16 protein-coding genes, 2 tRNA genes and 1 pseudogene are annotated in these 17,887 nt (G+C 62.2%); 8 read left to right on the forward strand and 11 right to left on the reverse strand.

Annotated elements, in window-relative coordinates; genetic code table 11:
* Nucleotides 1–4 precede the first annotated feature (4 nt).
* Together HU737_RS15040 and HU737_RS15045 are read right to left on the reverse strand one after the other, a co-directional pair.
* Nucleotides 5–80: transfer RNA gene (locus HU737_RS15040), tRNA-Gly, on the reverse strand.
* A 4-nt stretch (nt 81–84) separates the two neighbouring features.
* Nucleotides 85–160 (reverse strand) — tRNA-Glu (locus HU737_RS15045).
* 404 nt (nt 161–564) lie between these two features.
* Here HU737_RS15045 and HU737_RS15050 point away from each other — a divergent pair.
* A complete protein-coding gene (locus HU737_RS15050) occupies nt 565–1,332 on the forward strand; it encodes a hypothetical protein (RefSeq protein WP_186557668.1) in 768 nt (255 codons plus the stop codon).
* Between the two features lie 36 nt (nt 1,333–1,368).
* Here the strand turns inward: HU737_RS15050 and HU737_RS15055 are convergent, their stop codons facing one another.
* Nucleotides 1,369–1,851 (reverse strand): GAF domain-containing protein, encoded by a 483-nt coding sequence (locus tag HU737_RS15055; protein ID WP_186557667.1) that lies wholly within the window; start codon nt 1,849–1,851, stop codon nt 1,369–1,371.
* The gene (locus HU737_RS15060) at nt 1,852–2,739 is read right to left on the reverse strand and encodes an ATP-binding protein (protein WP_186557666.1); all 888 of its coding nucleotides are present in this window, start codon (nt 2,737–2,739) and stop codon (nt 1,852–1,854) included.
* A 203-nt stretch (nt 2,740–2,942) separates the two neighbouring features.
* Here HU737_RS15060 and HU737_RS15065 point away from each other — a divergent pair.
* Nucleotides 2,943–5,299 (forward strand): annotated as a pseudogene (locus HU737_RS15065) (response regulator).
* On the opposite strand, the gene HU737_RS15070 reads toward HU737_RS15065, so the two are convergent.
* Nucleotides 5,289–5,777, reverse strand: coding sequence for a glutathione peroxidase (locus HU737_RS15070; RefSeq protein ID WP_186557664.1), 489 nt, complete (start codon nt 5,775–5,777; stop codon nt 5,289–5,291). The pseudogene HU737_RS15065 and the gene HU737_RS15070 sit on opposite strands and share 11 nt — an antisense overlap.
* A gap of 13 nt (nt 5,778–5,790) precedes the next feature.
* A complete protein-coding gene (gene msrB, locus HU737_RS15075) occupies nt 5,791–6,186 on the reverse strand; it encodes a peptide-methionine (R)-S-oxide reductase MsrB (protein ID WP_186557663.1) in 396 nt (131 codons plus the stop codon).
* 167 nt (nt 6,187–6,353) lie between these two features.
* On the opposite strand from msrB, the gene HU737_RS15080 reads away from it, so the two are divergent.
* Nucleotides 6,354–7,565 carry a pyridoxal phosphate-dependent aminotransferase gene (locus HU737_RS15080; RefSeq protein ID WP_186557662.1) on the forward strand — a complete coding sequence of 404 codons (1,212 nt, stop codon included), beginning with the start codon at nt 6,354–6,356 and terminating at the stop codon, nt 7,563–7,565.
* 212 nt (nt 7,566–7,777) lie between these two features.
* Entirely contained in the window at nt 7,778–8,665 is an 888-nt protein-coding gene (htpX, locus tag HU737_RS15085; RefSeq protein WP_186557661.1) for a protease HtpX, read from the forward strand.
* Between the two features lie 50 nt (nt 8,666–8,715).
* Here the strand turns inward: htpX and HU737_RS15090 are convergent, their stop codons facing one another.
* The gene (locus HU737_RS15090) at nt 8,716–9,366 is read right to left on the reverse strand and encodes a thiopurine S-methyltransferase (RefSeq protein WP_186557660.1); all 651 of its coding nucleotides are present in this window, start codon (nt 9,364–9,366) and stop codon (nt 8,716–8,718) included.
* A gap of 101 nt (nt 9,367–9,467) precedes the next feature.
* On the opposite strand from HU737_RS15090, the gene HU737_RS15095 reads away from it, so the two are divergent.
* A complete protein-coding gene (locus tag HU737_RS15095; protein ID WP_186557659.1) occupies nt 9,468–10,235 on the forward strand; it encodes a DODA-type extradiol aromatic ring-opening family dioxygenase in 768 nt (255 codons plus the stop codon).
* A 176-nt stretch (nt 10,236–10,411) separates the two neighbouring features.
* On the opposite strand, the gene HU737_RS15100 is transcribed toward HU737_RS15095, so the two are convergent.
* Nucleotides 10,412–12,100: a DEAD/DEAH box helicase gene (locus HU737_RS15100; protein WP_186557658.1), complete on the reverse strand. Its 1,689-nt coding sequence runs from the start codon at nt 12,098–12,100 to the stop codon at nt 10,412–10,414.
* 379 nt (nt 12,101–12,479) lie between these two features.
* On the reverse strand, nt 12,480–13,235 hold the full coding sequence (locus HU737_RS15105) for a spermidine synthase (protein ID WP_186557657.1): 756 nt from the start codon (nt 13,233–13,235) through the stop codon (nt 12,480–12,482).
* Nucleotides 13,236–13,356: 121 nt separating this feature from the next.
* Between HU737_RS15105 and HU737_RS15110 the strand changes: the two genes are divergently transcribed.
* Nucleotides 13,357–14,703: a class II 3-deoxy-7-phosphoheptulonate synthase gene (locus HU737_RS15110; RefSeq protein ID WP_186557656.1), complete on the forward strand. Its 1,347-nt coding sequence runs from the start codon at nt 13,357–13,359 to the stop codon at nt 14,701–14,703.
* A 93-nt stretch (nt 14,704–14,796) separates the two neighbouring features.
* On the opposite strand, the gene HU737_RS15115 is transcribed toward HU737_RS15110, so the two are convergent.
* A complete protein-coding gene (locus HU737_RS15115) occupies nt 14,797–15,015 on the reverse strand; it encodes a DUF1127 domain-containing protein (protein ID WP_186557655.1) in 219 nt (72 codons plus the stop codon).
* Between the two features lie 96 nt (nt 15,016–15,111).
* On the opposite strand from HU737_RS15115, the gene HU737_RS15120 reads away from it, so the two are divergent.
* Nucleotides 15,112–15,966: a LysR substrate-binding domain-containing protein gene (locus HU737_RS15120; protein WP_186557654.1), complete on the forward strand. Its 855-nt coding sequence runs from the start codon at nt 15,112–15,114 to the stop codon at nt 15,964–15,966.
* Between the two features lie 93 nt (nt 15,967–16,059).
* Here the strand turns inward: HU737_RS15120 and HU737_RS15125 are convergent, their stop codons facing one another.
* A complete protein-coding gene (locus HU737_RS15125; RefSeq protein WP_186557653.1) occupies nt 16,060–16,809 on the reverse strand; it encodes a sulfite exporter TauE/SafE family protein in 750 nt (249 codons plus the stop codon).
* A 112-nt stretch (nt 16,810–16,921) separates the two neighbouring features.
* Between HU737_RS15125 and HU737_RS15130 the strand changes: the two genes are divergently transcribed.
* Entirely contained in the window at nt 16,922–17,878 is a 957-nt protein-coding gene (locus tag HU737_RS15130; RefSeq protein ID WP_186557652.1) for a LysR family transcriptional regulator, read from the forward strand.
* Nucleotides 17,879–17,887: the final 9 nt, after the last annotated feature.

A 17,887-nucleotide genomic window follows, 5' to 3' on the forward strand; every position in this document is an offset into this window, starting at 1 on the left:
AAACTGGAGCGGGAAACGAGACTCGAACTCGCGACCCCGACCTTGGCAAGGTCGTGCTCTACCAACTGAGCTATTCCCGCAATATGGCGTCCCCTAGGGGACTCGAACCCCTGTTACCGCCGTGAAAGGGCGGTGTCCTAGGCCACTAGACGAAGGGGACACGCTGCTGGCATTACTGCCTGCTTTCACTCCCTACGGCGTATCGCTGTGTGCTTTACGCTGCAAGTGGCGCGCATTCTAGGGATGGGATGGAAAGCCGTCAACCCCTTTGTATAAATTTATTTAAATCAATGACTTCCCTAGTTGTCACCGCTGCGGGCAGGATGTGTCTGGCTATTGGCGTTGATTTTCTGACGATGGCCCGGCAAGCTCGCAGCAAAGTGCCACTACCTTGAGAAATCGAGAAGTGGGCCGACATATAGATTGCGGCAGGCGTGCCGGCCTCTTCGCGGGCAAGCCCGCTCCCACAGGGTACTCGCGGTTCAGTCCGCCAGGCTGCACTGTTCGCCTGTTGGCGAACTCACTACACTCAATGATGCAAAACTTCTTCATGAGGCGTTAACGGTGACACCACTTCTGATCACCCTGCTCATCGTGGCCGGTATCGCGTTACTGATCGTGATCGGCTACCTCAATAATGTGGTCGAGAACAATAAGCTTGAGCGCGCCCGACTGAAGATCGAGCTGGCCGAACGCGCGCGCCGCTGCGGGGAAATCAACGAAACCTTCCCCGGCCAGCTGATGACCCCTGCCCTCAAGCTGCTGATGACTCGCCTGGAACTGAACGTCACCCAACGTCAGTTGGCGGTGGACAAGCACAACGGTGACCTCAAAGGCCGCCTGGCTGAACTTGAAGGTTTGGTTGCCCAGGGCGACAAGCTGCCCGTGAACAATCCACCCAGCCCGATTCAAACCGAGGTCAAGGCCAAGGATGTACGTTTCTTGCTCGAAGCGCTGCATAACCAGATCGTGCGCGCTACCCAGGAAGGTTTCCTGGCGACCAATGAGGGCAAGTACTGGGTCAAGGAAATCCGCCATATCCTGGTATTGCTGCATATCGAGTTCTTTAACAACCTGGGGCAGCAGGCGCTGCAGCAGAATCAGCCAGGGCATGCACGGTTGGCGTTCGAGCGGGGTGTGCAGTATCTGCGCAAGCAGCCTGAGCCTAAACAATATGAAGAGCAGCTGACCTATCTGGAGAAGCTGCTGGCACGGGCCAACGCGATGGTGCTCGATCAGATGGAGCCGGCGGAGAATGATCAGAATGAGCTGACGGCGGGGCTCAAGACTGATGAAGATGAGACCTGGAAGAAGAAGGTCATCTACGATTGACCCAAAAAGGGGCCTTGTCAGGCCCCTTTGTCATGCTCAGCAGTCGGTCAGCTCAAGAAAGATCGCCGCCAACTTTTCCAACCCTTGCTGATCGGCCTCACTGAACCGCGCAAGCTTCGGGCTATCCAGATCGAGCACCCCAATCAGCCTGCCCTCTTTCACCAAGGGAATCACCAATTCGCTGTTGGACGCACTGTCACAGGCGATATGCCCAGGGAAGGCATGCACATCGTCCACCCGCTGAGTCTGCTGGGTCGCCGCCGCTGCCCCGCACACACCCTTGCTGAACGGAATGCGCACGCAGGCCACTTGCCCCTGGAACGGGCCAAGCACCAGCTCCTCGTTGCGATTGATATACAAGCCCGCCCAGTTCAGGTCATCCAACTGGCTATAGAGAAAAGCCGAGAACTGCGCGGCGTTGGCGATGAAGTCGCGCTCGTCGGCGAACAGTGCCTGCACTTGCGCAGCCAGCAAGTCATAGCCGTTTAGGCCTGCGCCACTGGCATTGAGGTCGATCATTTATTTCTGCTCCAGCAATTGCAGCCCGACCCAGTAGCGGGCGAACTGATAGGCACAACGGCCATTTCGGTTACCGCGCCCGGTTGCCCAGCGCACGGCGAGTATTTCCAGCGCCTCGTCACGCTGCCAGTCAAGCCCGGCGGCGCTGGCCAACTGACCGATCCAGTGTTCGACCACGTTGAGGAAGTGTTCTTGGCTGAAGGGGTAGAACGACAGCCACAGGCCGAAGCGGTCGGACAACGCGATCTTGTCTTCTACTGCTTCATTGGGATGCAGCTCGCCGTCGACCATCTTCCAGTTTTCGTTGTCGCTCTGCTTCTCCGGCACCAGGTGGCGACGGTTGGAGGTGGCGTACAGCAAGACATTGTCCGGCGCCTGCTCCAGCGAGCCATCGAGCACGCTCTTGAGTACCCGGTAGTCGCCCTCCCCGGCTTCGAACGAGAGGTCGTCGCAGAACAGGATGAAGCGCTGCTCAAGCTTTTGCAGCTGCTCGACCACCCGCGGCAAGTCGGCCAGGTGATCGCGTTCGATCTCGATCAGGCGCAGCCCGGCATCGGCATGCTCGGCCAGCAAGGCGCGCACCAGCGATGACTTGCCTGTGCCACGCGAGCCCCACAGCAACGCGTGGTTGGCCGGCAGGCCGTTGATGAACTGATGGGTGTTGCGGCCTAGCTGATCGCGTTGCTTGTCGACGCCGATCAGGTCGCTCAGGCGGATATCCAGGCTGACGTGCAGCGGCATCAGGTAGCCGCTGCGGCCATCGCGCTGCCAGCGCGCGGCCAGGGTAGTATTCCAGTCGATCTGCGGGCGCGGCGCCGGCAGCAGCGGCTCGAGACGGGCGAGGACAGATTCGGCACGTTCGAGGAAGGCGTTCAAGCGGGGGTCCATGGTGACTCCTGGCAAGGCGAGGCTTTGAGGTTTTGGTTGGCAGTGCCGGCCCTATCGCGGGGCAAGCCCGCTCCCACGCCGGCCTATCTTCAAGAGGGCGCAGGCGTGGGAGCGGGCTTGCCCCGCGATAGGGCCGGCACTGCCAACAGCAATCTTCCAGCTGAATGTTCGACAGACCCGCCAGCAGCCGAGGTTGATCGGCTATGCTTGCGCAGCGCAGGAGCGAGGAACCGGCTCGGGACACATGGATATCAAGTTCACCAATCGCCTGTCATACAAGCAAGCCCGGTTGACAGTCCTGGTCGGCTTCATCCTGGGAACATTGCTCAGTCTCATCCAGATCGGCATCGATTATGCCAGCGAAGACGCGTCCATCAACCGCGAAGTGCAGGCGTTGCTGCAAATCAGCCACAATCCGGCCTCGCGCATCGCCTATAACATCGATGCCGAGCTGGCCCAGGAGCTGACAGGCGGGCTGCTGCAATCGCCAGCGGTGATCCGCGCGCGCTTGATCGACAACAATGACACGGTGCTGGCAGACGTCCAGCGCCCGCGCCTGGAAGACCGCTACCGGCCACTGAGCGACTTTCTCTTCGGCGAGTATCGCCAGCTCCAGGATCGCCTGTACCTGGCGCACATGCCCCACGAATACCTCGGCACCTTGTACCTGGATGTCGACACCTACACCTTCGGCAGCCGCTTCCTCGACCGTGCCGGGGTCACCCTGTTCAATGGCTTTGCCCGCAGCCTGGTGCTTACCGGGATCCTGCTGGCACTGTTCTACATGATGCTGACCAAACCGCTGGTCACGGTGATCGCCGCGCTGAGCAACAGCGACCCGCGCCAGCCACAGCAGACCCGCCTGGACTGCCCGCACGGCCATGAGCTCGACGAAATTGGCGTGCTGGTCAAAGTGGCCAACCAACAGTTCGTCAGCATGGCCACTGAAATCCAGCAACGGCGCGCTGCGGAAAACCGCCTGACGCAGTACCTCAACGAACTGGAAAACATCGTCTCGGCGCGTACCAACGAACTCAAGTCCAGCAACGACCGGCTCAGCCAGACCAATCAGGACCTGGAAGAGGCGCGCCGCCGCGCCCTGGAAATGGCCCAGGCACGGGCGGCGTTCCTGGCCAACATGAGCCACGAGATCCGCACCCCGCTCAACGGCATGCTGGGCATGATCGCGCTGGCCCTGGACAGCCCGCTGGCGGCCGAGCAGCGCCAACAGCTGTCGATAGCCCACGACTCGGGCAAGGTGCTGGTGGAGCTGCTCAACGATATCCTCGATCTGTCCAAGTTCGACGCTGGCCAGCTGGAGCTGGAGCGAATTGCCTTCGATATGGGAGCGATGGTCGAAGACACCGCCAACCTGCTGTCGCAGAACGCCGCGAGCAGTGTCGAGCTGACTTGCCTGATCGCGCCGGACTTCCCCAGCACGGTGCTGGGCGACCCGACCCGGGTACGGCAGATCGTCAGCAACCTGCTGTCCAACGCGCTCAAGTTCACCCGCTTTGGCCGGGTCGATGTGCGCTTGATGCCTATCGTCGGTGGCGTACGCCTGGAGGTCAGCGATACCGGCATCGGCATCCCCGAAGAAGCCCAGGTGCGCATTTTCCAGCCCTTCACCCAGGCCGGCGCTGGCATCACCCGCCAATATGGCGGCACGGGCCTTGGCCTGGCGCTGACACGCAACCTGTGCAAGGCCATGCAGGGGCACTTGCACATTCATTCGCAAACCGGCTTTGGCAGCCGCTTCAGTGCCGACCTGCCGCTACCCACCCACACCGAGGCGATTGCGCCGGCGAAGCTGCGCGGCCAGGTGGTGGCGCTGAGCAAGCCTGGCAGTGGCCTGTCCGAGCTATTGTCCGGGCTGTTGCCTGGCTGGGGCCTGACCTTCACCCGGCTGGACGATGCCGCTGAACTCCCTCACAGCGCCCTGGATCTGCTGATCACCGATGACGTGGAGCATCTGCTGGATCTGCGCCCTGCGGTCACGGCGCCGATTCTGTTGGTAACCGCCTACGGCAACTTCCTCCCCGGCGAAGAGGCCCAGCGCCTGGCGCCACTGGTGCAACTGGCGCGGCCATTGGCGCGCAATGCGCTGTATCAGACGTTGCGGCGAATGCTTCAAGGGGGCGCGCCAGATGCCCCACTGCCACACGAATTCCCCAAGCTGCACGAGCGCCGGGCGCGCATCCTGCTGGTGGAGGACAACCCGGTCAACCAGCTGGTGGCCAAGGGCATGCTGGGCAAGCTCGGCTGCGATGTACTGCTCGCCACCCAAGGCGCGCAAGCCTTGGAGGTGCTGGAGCAAGAAGACGTCGACATGGTGCTGATGGACTGCAACATGCCGATCATGGACGGCTATGAAGCCAGCCGGCGGATTCGCCAGAGCGGTCGTTGGCCGCAGTTGCCAATCGTCGCCCTGACCGCCAATGCCATGCCCGAGGAGCGCGAACGCTGCCGCGCGGCGGGCATGGATGACTACCTGGCCAAACCGTTTCGCCGCGAAGAACTACTGGCACTGATCGAGCACTGGGTGCCGGTCAGCGGTTGAGCAGCGGCTCGATGGCGGCCTTGAGCGCTTCAGGTTTGGTCGCTGGAGCAAAGCGGGTGACCTTGCCGCTGACCGGGTCGAGCAGGAACTTGGTGAAATTCCACTTGACCTTCTGCGTGCCCAGCAGGCCGGGGGCGCGTTTTTTCAGCTCGACGAACAGCGGGTGGGCGCCGGGGCCGTTGACCTCGATCTTGCGCATCAACGGGAAGCTCACGCCAAAGCGCGTTTCGCAGAACGTGGCGATCTCGCGGGCATCGCCAGGTTCTTGCTTGCCGAACTGATTGCAGGGGAACCCGACGATCACCAGGCCACGCTCGCGGTAGTCCTGCCACAGCTGCTCCAGGCCTTTGTACTGCGGGGTGAAGCCGCATTGGCTGGCGGTGTTCACCACCAGTACAGCCTTGCCCTGGAAATCGCCCAGCAGCTTGTGCTCGCCGGTGAGGGTAACGCAGGGAATATCCAGCAACGAGTCAGCCATTGGCGCTCTCCGGTCAGTCACGCGGTTTGAAATCCAGGCACACCGAGTTGATGCAGTAGCGCAGGCCGGTCGGTGGCGGGCCATCAGGGAAGACATGCCCCAAGTGGGCATCGCACTGGGCGCAGGTGACCTCGGTGCGGATCATGCCGTGGGAGGTGTCGCGAATCTCGATCATCGCGCTCTGCGCGATCGGCTCATAGAAGCTTGGCCAGCCACAGCCGGAATCGAACTTGGCCTGCGCATCGAACAGTGCCAGGTCGCAGCAGATGCAATGGTAGACACCAGCGCGCTTCTCGCTGTTGTACTTGCCACTGAAGGGCCGCTCGGTGCCCTTCAGACGACAGACCTGATACTGCGCAGGGTCGAGCATCTCGCGCCACTCTTCTAGGGTTTTGTCGATCTTTTGCATGTAGGAACCTCGGCAGGCTGAATTTCACGCCGCACCGTCTTTTCCAGGGCGCGGGTGGCACGTATATTAGTTGGCTTCGTGTGCCAGGCCTCAAGTCTGGCACCCGCGCCACGCCCTTTCAAACCTTTCGACGGCGGCGCCTGCGACTTCTCAATCGGGATCACATCATGCAGTTCAGTAAATCGAACAAGCTCGCCAATGTCTGCTACGACATTCGCGGCCCAGTGCTCAAGCACGCCAAACGCCTGGAAGAGGAAGGCCACCGCATCCTCAAGCTGAACATCGGCAACCCGGCGCCGTTTGGCTTCGAGGCGCCGGACGAGATCCTCCAGGACGTAATCCGCAACCTGCCGACCGCCCAGGGCTACAGCGACTCCAAAGGCCTGTTCAGCGCGCGCAAGGCCGTCATGCAGTACTGCCAGCAAAAAGAAATCGAAGGCGTGACCATCGAGGACATCTACCTCGGCAACGGCGTCTCCGAGCTGATCGTGATGTCGATGCAGGCCCTGCTCAACAATGGCGACGAGGTGCTGATCCCAGCGCCTGACTACCCTCTGTGGACCGCTGCGGTGAGCCTGGCGGGCGGCAAGCCGGTGCACTACCTGTGCGACGAGCAGGCCGACTGGTTCCCTGACCTTGAAGACATCAAGGCCAAGATCACCCCCAATACCAAGGCGCTGGTGATCATCAACCCGAACAACCCCACGGGCGCGGTGTACTCCAAGGAGCTGCTGCTGGGCATGCTCGAACTGGCTCGCCAGCATAACTTGGTGGTGTTCTCCGACGAGATCTACGACAAGATCCTCTACGACGAAGCCGTGCACATCAGCACCGCCTCGCTGGCGCCTGACCTGCTCTGCCTGACCTTCAACGGCTTGTCCAAGTCGTACCGGGTGGCGGGCTTCCGCTCCGGCTGGCTGATCATCTCCGGGCCCAAGCACCACGCCCAGAGCTACATCGAAGGCATCGACATGCTGGCCAACATGCGCCTGTGCGCCAACGTGCCGGCCCAGCACGCGATCCAGACCGCCCTGGGCGGCTACCAGAGCATCAATGACCTGGTGCTGCCGCCTGGCCGCCTGCTGGAGCAGCGTAACCGCACTTATGAACTGCTCAATGCCATCCCCGGGGTGAGCTGCGTCAAGCCGATGGGCGCGCTGTATGCCTTCCCACGGATCGACCCGAAGGTGTGCCCAATCCTCAATGACGAAAAGTTCGCGCTGGATTTGCTGCTCTCGGAGAAGCTGCTGATCGTTCAAGGCACCGCCTTCAACTGGCCGTGGCCGGATCACTTCCGCGTGGTGACCTTGCCCCGGGTCGATGACCTGGAGCAGGCGATTGGGCGGATTGGCAACTTCTTGCGTACCTATCAGCAGTAATTGAGCTTGGGGCCGCTTTGCGGCCCATTCAATGCTTAGCGCCGCGAATCTTCTTACATCCTGCAACGCTCTATCCCACAAACCGGCCAGTTTCCTCTGCCATACTCCGCGCTACACAGTTTGAAATAGTCGACCGGTTGAATCGGCGTCATCTCCCCCTTATATACCCCGCAGTACGCAACATTTTTATCCGTCAGGAGAACGTAACAACCATGATGCGCATCTTGTTGTTTGTAGCCACCAACCTTGCGGTGGTGCTGGTTGCAAGCATTACCCTGAGCCTGTTTGGCTTCAATGGGTTCATGGCGGCCAACGGGGTTGATCTCGACCTCAGCCAGCTGCTGGTGTTCTGCGCCGTGTTCGGCTTCGCCGGCTCGCTGATCTCGCTGTTCATCTCCAAATGGATGGCGAAGATGAGCACCGGCACGCAAATCATCACCCAGCCGCGCACCCGCCACGAGCAGTGGCTGCTGCAAACGGTCGAGGAGCTGTCGCGCGAAGCCGGCATCAAGATGCCCGAAGTGGGTATCTTCCCGGCTTACGAGGCCAACGCCTTCGCCACCGGCTGGAACCGTAACGACGCGCTGGTGGCAGTGTCCCAAGGCCTGCTGGAGCGCTTCTCGCCCGATGAAGTGCGCGCGGTACTGGCTCACGAAATCGGCCACGTGGCCAACGGCGACATGGTCACCCTGGCGCTGGTGCAAGGCGTGGTGAACACCTTCGTGATGTTCTTCGCCCGCATCATCGGCAACTTCGTCGACAAGGTGATCTTCAAGAACGAAGAAGGCCAAGGCATCGCCTATTACGTGGCGACCATCGTCGCCGAGCTGATTCTGGGCATCCTGGCCAGCATGATCGTCATGTGGTTCTCGCGTCGCCGCGAGTACCGTGCCGACGAAGCCGGCGCCCAGCTGGCCGGCACCGCCGCAATGATCGGCGCGCTGCAGCGCCTGCGCGTAGAGCAAGGCATGCCGGTGCACATGCCCGACACCCTCAAGGCGTTTGGCATCAACGGCGGCCTCAAGCAAGGCCTGGCGGGCCTGCTGATGAGCCACCCGCCGCTGGAAGAGCGTATCGAGGCGCTGCGTCGCCGCGGCTGATCCTCTACCAGCCATTAGAAAGGGCGACTTCGGTCGCCCTTTTTTGTGGCTCAGTGGTGTAGCCGATAAACCCGCTCGAACAGGCTCGTCACCCCAGCCTGCTGAAACTTCGGGCTCTGCCCGATAACCTGCTCTTGCTGCACCTGCTCGACCTGCCATCCGCGCAGGCCAGCGCGCACCTCACTATCTGCCACCGAAAACGGCGGCCCGTCCACACGGGCCTGCTCGTAGTCGAGTGTCACCAGCACGCCTCGGCAGCCTGCTGGTAGCAGTTCAGACAGCAGCGCCATGTAGCGATGGCGCATCTCCTGGGGCAAGGCGATCAGCGCAGCACGGTCATAAAGGCCTGCGCAATCGACAACATCGCCAGGCTGCAAGGCAAAGAAATCGCCACACCATAGTTCCACCTCAGCACTGCGCCAGACTTCGAAGGCGCCCTGTTGCGACACCTGCGCCTGCAAGCCATGCTCAGCGAAGAAGTCCTCTACCGCCCGCCTCGACAATTCCACGCCCAACACCCGATAGCCTTGGGCGGCAAGCCAGATCATATCCAGGCTCTTGCCACACAACGGCACCAGCACCCGACTGCCCGGCGCTAGCTCAGCGAGCGGCCAGTACGCTTGCAGATAGGGGTTGACCTGAGCCTGGTGAAAGCCAATCTGGTTGTCTGCCCACTTTTTGTGCCAGAACGCCGGCTGCATGTTCGCTCCCGATTTTTCGATAGTTCGCGGTGAAAACTTATATTGGATCTCGATCTTCAACTGATCGAAGATGGCTGCATCTTAACTGTCAGGACCCCGCCATGCTGCCCAGCCTGTTCATTTCCCATGGATCGCCCATGCTCGCCCTGCAACCTGGCGCCAGCGGACCGGCCTTGGCAGCACTGGCCAACGCCTTGCCCCGACCGAAAGCGATCGTGGTGGTCTCGGCGCACTGGGAGAGCCGTGAGCTGCTGGTCATGAGTAATCCGCAGCCGCACACCTGGCATGACTTCCACGGCTTCCCTCCGGCGCTGTACGCGGTGCAATACCCGGCGCCAGGTGACCCCGAGCTGGCCCGCAAGATAAGCGCGCAATTGACCGCTGCGGGCCTGCCGGCGCTTTTGGATGAGCAGCGACCGTTCGATCATGGTGCCTGGGTGCCGTTGTCGCTGATGTACCGCAATGCGGGCATCCCGGTAGTGCAGGTTTCTCTGCCCAGCCAGGCCGGGCCTCGCTTGCAACTGGAGGTGGGCCAGGCGCTGGAGTCGCTGCGCCATGAAGGTATTCTGCTGATCGGCTCGGGCAGCATCACGCACAACCTGGGCGAGTTGGACTGGCATGCCGGGCCAGATGCGATCGAGCCTTGGGCACTGGCGTTTCGTGATTGGGTGGTCGACAGGCTCAAGGAAGATGACCGCCCTGCCCTGCTCGACTACCGCCAGCAGGCGCCGCATGCGCTACGCAATCATCCCAGTGATGAGCATTTGCTGCCGCTGTTCTTTGCCTTGGGCGCGGGTGACAAGTTTGGTGTGGTGCACCAGGGGTTCACCCTCGGTGCGCTGGGAATGGATATCTATCGGTTTGACTAAAGCCTTGTGTTGAGATCAGCGGCCTCTTCGCGGGCAAGCCCGCCCCCACACAGATCGCATCAAGCCGTGTGGGAGCGGGCTTGCCCGCGAAGAGGCCAGCACATCCGGCATAATTCTTAGCTCGACAGGCAAAAAAATCCCCGACCTAGGCCGGGGATTTTTTCATTGCGCCAGGATCAATCCTCGCGATAGCGGCGCAGCTTGAGCTGCTTACCGGCTACGCGGGTGTCCTTGAGTTTGGTCAGCAGACGCTCCAGACCATCCTCCGGCAGCTCGACCAGGCTGAAGCTGTCGCGCACCTGGATGCGGCCGATAGCGTCGCGGGCCAGGCCGCCCTCGTTGAGGATCGCACCCAACAGGTTCTTGGCGGCGATACCGTCACGGGCACCCAGGGCGGTACGGCAACGCACACGGCCTTCAGCCAGTGGCATTGGCGCGCGACGCTCGCGGTCACCACGGTCGCTACGCTCGCCACGATCGCTGCGCTCACCGCGCTCGGCACGCTCACCACGTGGGCCGCTAGTCGGCACCAGTGGCTGCTCGCGCTCAACCGAAGCCAGGTCCAGCGGCTGGCCATTGGTGGCCTTGCGCAGCAGGGCCGAGGCCAGGGCACGTGGCGTGCATTCCAGCGAAGCGGTCAGACGGTCGAACAGGTCGCCATGGCTGGCTTCTGCTTCGGCCACCAGCGGCGCCAGGCTTGCGGTCAATTTCTTGATCCGCGCATCCAGTACAGCTTGTGGGCCAGGCAGGCGGGCTTCAGCAACCTTCTGACCGGTTACACGCTCGATGACCTGCAGCATGCGGCGCTCACGCGGGGTGACCAGCAGCAGTGCACGGCCTTCGCGACCCGCACGGCCAGTACGGCCGATACGGTGCACGTAGGACTCTGGGTCGTACGGCATGTCGACGTTGAACACGTGGGTGATACGCGGTACGTCCAGACCACGGGCAGCGACGTCGGTGGCGACGACGATGTCCAGGCGGCCATCCTTGAGCGAGTCGATTACGCGCTCACGCTGGTTCTGGGCGATGTCGCCGTTCAGCGCGGCAGCCTTGTAGCCTTTGGCTTCCAGGGCAGCGGCCAAGTCCAGGGTGGCTTGCTTGGTACGCACGAAGGCGATCAAGGCATCGAATTCTTCGACTTCCAGCAGACGCAGCACAGCCGGGATCTTCTGGTCGGCGTGGACCATCAGGTGCGCCTGGTCGATCGCGGTAACGGTCTGGGTCTTGCTCTGGATCTTGACGTGCTTCGGCTCGCGCAGGTGACGCTCGGCGATGCTGCGGATCGACGACGGCAGGGTCGCCGAGAACAGCACGGTCTGGCGCGTGGCCGGAATGGCGTCGAAGATCACTTCGAGGTCATCCATGAAGCCCAGCTTGAGCATCTCGTCGGCTTCGTCCAGTACCAGGTACTGAACGGTCGACAGGACTTTCTCGTCACGACGCAGGTGGTCGCACAGACGGCCTGGGGTAGCTACGACGATTTGCGCGCCGTTGCGAATGGCACGCAGCTGTGGGCCCATTGGGGCACCACCGTAGACAGCTACTACGTTAACGCCTGGCGTTTGCTTGGCGTAGGTTTCGAAAGCGGTTGCAACTTGCAGCGCCAACTCACGGGTTGGCGCCAGGATCAGGGCTTGCGGTTCGCGCTTGCTCACATCGATACGATTGAGGATCGGCAGAGCGAAGGCAGCGGTTTTACCGGTGCCGGTCTGCGCCTGGCCGATCATGTCATGACCGTCGAGGATGATCGGAATCGATTGTTGCTGAATGGCGGACGGCTCTTCGTAGCCGGTGGCCAGTACGGCAGCAACAATGTTCGGGTTAAGTCCGAGAGCGGCGAATCCGCCGGTTTCCTGGGTCATGGGTCTGCCTCTATGTGCATCCGCAAAGACCCATGCTCCAAAGCTGCACATGCCTTGAAAGACCCGAGGGTCACCCAGGCAGCTTTGGCGGCGGGGATTTGCGAAAACGATTGAAAAAGAAAAACTTGGGAAGGTCCGCCTAGCGGACGTGCAGCCGAAGCTGGACTCGGAGGATTTGCACCACCTGATTTTGCGGCCCGCTAAAAGACCGGCGCGTACTATACCTGAAATCGTTTCGGGCAGTTAGATTTTTTTCGGAAATAGCGGCCAGTATGCAGCCATCATCTGATAGTGGCTGAATCGTTTCCCCTTCAGGTTGTGGTGCTTTCTTCGCGGGCAAGCCCGCTCCCACAGTGATCGTGGTGTTTTAAAGCCAACATCAGGTCGCTGGCCGCACCTCTTTGACCAGGTACTCAAGGCTGTATCCCAGCTGCGGCGCCAGCGCCTCGGCCCGCCCGCGCAGTTGTTCGATATCCAACTGCTGCTCAAGCTCGGCCGGCACGAACAGGATCACGTTGCCCTCCTTGACCGGCAGCTCCCAGTAATGGCGGTGATACAACCCGCGCAACAGCGCCGCGCCCAGCGGCTTGCCGTCATCGCCGGCCCATTGGTTGATCACCAGCCAACCGCCGGGGTTGAGCTGCTTCTGGCAGTTTTCCAGAAAACCCCAGGCCAGGTGCCCGACACCCGGACCATGGTCGGTGTACAGGTCAACGAAGATCAGGTCGGCCTTTTCCGCACTCGCCAGCAGCTCGAGCGCATCGCCCACCCGCACGTACAGGCGCGGATCGTCATCCAGGCCCAGGTACTCCATGGCCAGACGCGGCACATCCGGGCGCAGTTCGATGGCCTCGACATCTTCCAACGGCAGAAACTTCAGGCAGGCCTGGGTCAGGGTGCCGGCACCCAGCCCAAGAAACAGCGCACTCTCCGGCTGTGGATGGCACAACGCGCCCAGCAGCATCGCGCGGGTGTAGTCGTACTCCAGCCAGCTGGGGTCGGCAGTGAACACGCAGCTCTGCTCGATAGCATCGCCGAACTCAAGAAAACGGTAGTCCTCGACTTCGTAGACGCTGACAACGCCAAAGGCATCCTCGACCCGCGCCAGCAGCCGCTCTTCCCGCTCGTTGGACATTGCCACTCCCGCCTGACCTGCGCACAAAACCGCCATTGTCCGTCAATGCCCCCGGTGCAACAAGCGGCTCGCCAGCTGATACCATGACAGACAGCCCATAACAGACCATACCGAGCCCGTGATGAAGCAACCCTGGAGCCCTGAAAGCTGGCGCGCCCTGCCGATCCAGCAGCAACCGACCTACCCAGACGCTGCGCACCTGCTCAAGGTCGAGCAGACCCTGGCCAGCTACCCACCCTTGGTTTTCGCCGGCGAGGCGCGGGAGTTGCGCCGACAGTTTGCCGAGGTCACCCAGGGCCGCGCATTCCTGCTCCAGGGCGGTGATTGCGCCGAGAGCTTCGCCGAGTTCTCCGCGGCGAAAATCCGCGACACCTTCAAGGTGTTGCTGCAGATGGCCATCGTCATGACTTTCGCCGCCGGTTGCCCGGTGGTGAAAGTCGGACGCATGGCCGGTCAGTTCGCCAAGCCTCGCTCGGCGGGCGACGAAACCATCGGCCAAGTGACCCTGCCGGCCTATCGCGGCGATATCGTCAACGGTATCGGTTTCGACGAGCCCAGCCGCATCCCCGACCCTGAGCGCCTGCTGCAGGCCTACCACCAGGCCACCGCCAGCCTCAACTTGCTGCGCGCCTTCGCCCAGGGTGGTTTCGCCGACTTGCACCAGGTACACAAGTGGAACCTGGATTTCATCGCCAACTCCGCCCTGGCCGAGAAGTATCACCAGCTGGCCGACCGTATCGACGAGACCCTGGCGTTCATGCGCGCCTGTGGCCTGGACAGCGCGCCGCAACTGCGTGAAACCAGCTTCTTCACCGCCCACGAAGCGCTGCTGCTCAATTACGAAGAAGCTTTCGTGCGCCGCGACAGCCTGACCGGCGATTTCTACGATTGCTCGGCGCACATGCTGTGGATCGGCGACCGCACGCGCCAGCTCGACGGCGCCCATGTGGAGTTTCTGCGTGGGGTGCATAACCCGATTGGCGTCAAGGTCGGGCCAAGCATGAAGCCTGAGGAGTTGATCCGCCTGATCGATACGCTCAACCCGGACAACGACCCAGGGCGCCTGAACCTGATCGTGCGGATGGGCGCAGGCAAGGTTGGCGATCACCTGCCAGGGCTGATTCGCAGCGTCGAGCGCGAGGGACGCAAGGTGCTGTGGAGCTCCGACCCGATGCATGGCAATACCATCAAGGCAAGCAGCGGCTACAAGACCCGCGACTTCGCCCAGATCCTCGATGAGGTCAAGCAGTTCTTCCAGGTGCATCAGGCCGAAGGCTCTTATGCGGGCGGGATTCACATCGAGATGACCGGGCAGAACGTCACCGAGTGCATTGGTGGGGCGCGGCCGATTACCGAGGATGGGCTGTCGGATCGCTACCACACCCATTGCGATCCGCGGCTCAATGCTGATCAGTCGCTGGAGCTGGCGTTCTTGATTGCCGAGACGCTGAAGCAGGTGCGCCGCTGAGCTAAGGCCTGGCAATCATCTTTGTAGCGATTGTTCGGCCCTCATCGCGGGTGCAGGCGCGGGCTTGCCCCGCGACGAGGCCGATACTGACACTTACTTACGCAGCGGATCATCCCAGAACGGCCGCTCGGCCTCGCGCTGGATATCCGCCCGGCTCAACCCCAGATCGGCAAGCGTCGCATCACTTAGCCCGGCCAGCTCCTGGCGCTGACGATACAGCTGATGCCACCGCGCCAACCGGTGCCCCACCTCATGCAGCAGGTGGCCGACAGAAAAGACAGGTTGCTGGGTAACGCTGACATGACCTTTCATCGTGAAGCCCTCCGTGTTGATGGCTTCAGTCTCGCGCCAGGCATACGATCAATCCAACGAATGTTTCTGATGCCATGCATCTCGGAGATTGATGCAATGTCCCAGTACCAGAGCCTCGATTCGGACGTCCTACGCACCTTCGTCGCCATCGCCGAACAAGGCGGCTTCACCCGCGCTGGCGAGGTGGTCAACCGCACCCAGTCGGCGGTCAGCATGCAGATGAAGCGCCTGGAGGAAGACATCCTCCAGCGCCAGCTGTTCGAGCGCGACGGCCGCCAGGTGCGCCTGACCGCCGAAGGCCAGGTGCTGCTTGGCTATGCCCGGCGCATCCTCAAGTTGCATGGCGAAGTATTCAACACCTTGCGCATGCCGCACATGGTCGGGGTGGTGCGCATCGGCACGCCTGACGACTACGCCATGCGCTTTCTGCCGAGCATCCTTTCAAGCTTCGCCCAGGCCTATCCGCTGATTCAGGTGGAGGTGCATTGCGACTCGTCGAAACAGCTGATGCTGCGCCAGGACCTGGACCTGACCATCGTCACCCGCGAGCCGGGTAATGAGATAGGCCAGCTGCTGCGCCAGGAGCGCTTGGTCTGGGCCGCGGCACAGGGCTTTTGTCCGCAGGAGCAGCGGCCGATGCCGTTGGCGCTGTTCAACACCGATTGTTTCTGCCGGGCTTGGACCTGCAATGCGCTGGAGAGCCAGGGCATCGATTATCGCATCGCCTATACCAGCCCCAGCCTTGCGGCGATTTTTGCCATTGTCACGGCCGGCCTGGCGGTGACGGCGCAGTTGCAGAGCCTGGTCGGCGGCAACATCCGCATTCTCGGTGAAGCCGACGGCCTGCCCCAGCTGCCGCTGGCCAATGTGATGTTGCTGCGCAATGCGCAGACTCAGTCGCCGATCACTGATTGCATGGCTGACTACATCACCGAAGGGTTTGCGGTGTAGTACCGCCCTATCGCGCGGCGCAGTCCATTGCGCTACTCGCGTGGGAGCGGGCTTGCCCCGCGATAGGGCATGCACTGACAGCACAATCCATCCTCAGAGCTCGTAGACCAGCATCACCGCGCACACCACCAAGAACACGCAGAACATCGTGCGCAGGACTTTTTCCGGCAGGGCATGCGCCAACTTCACCCCCCAGCTGATGCTCAGCAACCCGCCGACCGCCAACGGAACGCCCACCTGCCAGACCACACTCTGGTGCAGCCCATAGGTCAGCAGCGTCACCATGGTGCTGGGCGCCGCCAGTGCCAGCGACAGCCCTTGCGCAACCACCTGGGTAGTACCGAACACACTGGTCAGAATCGGCGTCGCCACCACGGCCCCACCTACGCCGAACAGCCCGCCCATGGTTCCGGCAAAGCTGCCCAGCACCCCAAGCCAGGGCCAGGCATAGCGCAACTCGCTGCTCGGCGGGCTAACGCGCATGAACATCCGGGCAACGTTCCACACCGCCAACGCCACCAGGAAGCCGACAAAACCCAGGCGCATCGAGTGAGCATCGATCCCCACCGCCCAGATCGAGCCCAACCAGGCAAACAGCAAGCTGCACAACGATAACGGCAGCGCATGGCGCAGTTCGATGCGGTTGCGCTGGTGGTAGCGCCACAGCGCCAGCAACACGTTCGGCACCACCATCACCAGCGCGGTGCCTTGGGCCAGTTGCTGATCCAGGCCAAATAACACGCCGAGGGCCGGAATGGCGATCAAGCCGCCGCCAATCCCGAACAAACCACCCACGGTGCCTAGTGCGGCGCCCAACACGATATACATCAACCACTCGATCATCAGGGCCTCATCCGCCGGTTACACGATGCGCGCATGCTACCGACACTAGGCTAGCGGGGAAACGCACAGCAACGCACAATGGCTATGCGTAACTCGCACAAGCAGACCGAGCATGAGCCCCGATACCCTTACCGAGCAATTGAGCCTGTTCCTGGATGTGCTGGAGTCCGGCAGCTTTTCCGCGGCCGCCCGCCGCCATCCGCTGACCCCCTCAGCGGTGGCGCGGCGCATCGACAACCTGGAAAGCGCCGTAGGCAGCCGGCTGTTCGTACGCAGTACCCACGCGGTGCGTGCGACCCCGGCTGGCAAGGCTTTCGCCGAACGCGCCCGGCGCATCGTTGAAGAATTACGCCTGGCACGCGCCGAGGCGGTGTCGCTGAGCAACGCCCCGGAAGGTTTGATCCGTATCGATGCCCCAGCAGCATTTGGCCGGCGCCACCTGGCTCCAGCGATCGCCGACTTCCTCGTGGCCTACCCGGGCCTGGACGTGCAGCTGCGGCTGATCGACAGCTTCGTCGACCTGCATGGCAGCCACTTAGGCGAAGTCGACCTGGTGCTGCGGGCAGGTCCGCTGGCCGATACGCGCCTGGTCGCCACGCCGTTGGCCTACATGGTGCGCATTGCCTGCGCCAGCCCAGGGTATCTGGCCAGCCGCGGCGTACCGGCCTGCCCCAGCGAACTGCCAGAACACGATGGCTTGGACTGGGACGGCCTGGCGCCGCCGTTCGCCTGGCGCTTCGCCGTGGACGGCCAGAACCGCCTGTATCGCCCGGCACGCATGCGCATGTCGGCCAACAACGCCGAAACCCTGTTGTTCGGCGCGCTCGCCGGCCTAGGCATCGCGCACCTGCCCACCTGGCTGATCAGCGACTACCTGCTGCGCGGTGAACTGCTGCCGCTGTTCTGCCAAAACGGCTTGCCCCAGCCGGAAACCAGTGGCGTCTATGCACTACGCCTGGAACATGAAACGAACTCTCGCAGTCGATTGCTGCTCGAATTTCTCAAGAGCCGCTTCAGCCCGGTTCCACCTTGGGATCTGGCCTTGCGCAGTGGATTACGCTGGTCATGAGCGCGCTAA

The organism is Pseudomonas urmiensis, assembly GCF_014268815.2.
GTDB lineage: Bacteria > Pseudomonadota > Gammaproteobacteria > Pseudomonadales > Pseudomonadaceae > Aquipseudomonas > Aquipseudomonas urmiensis.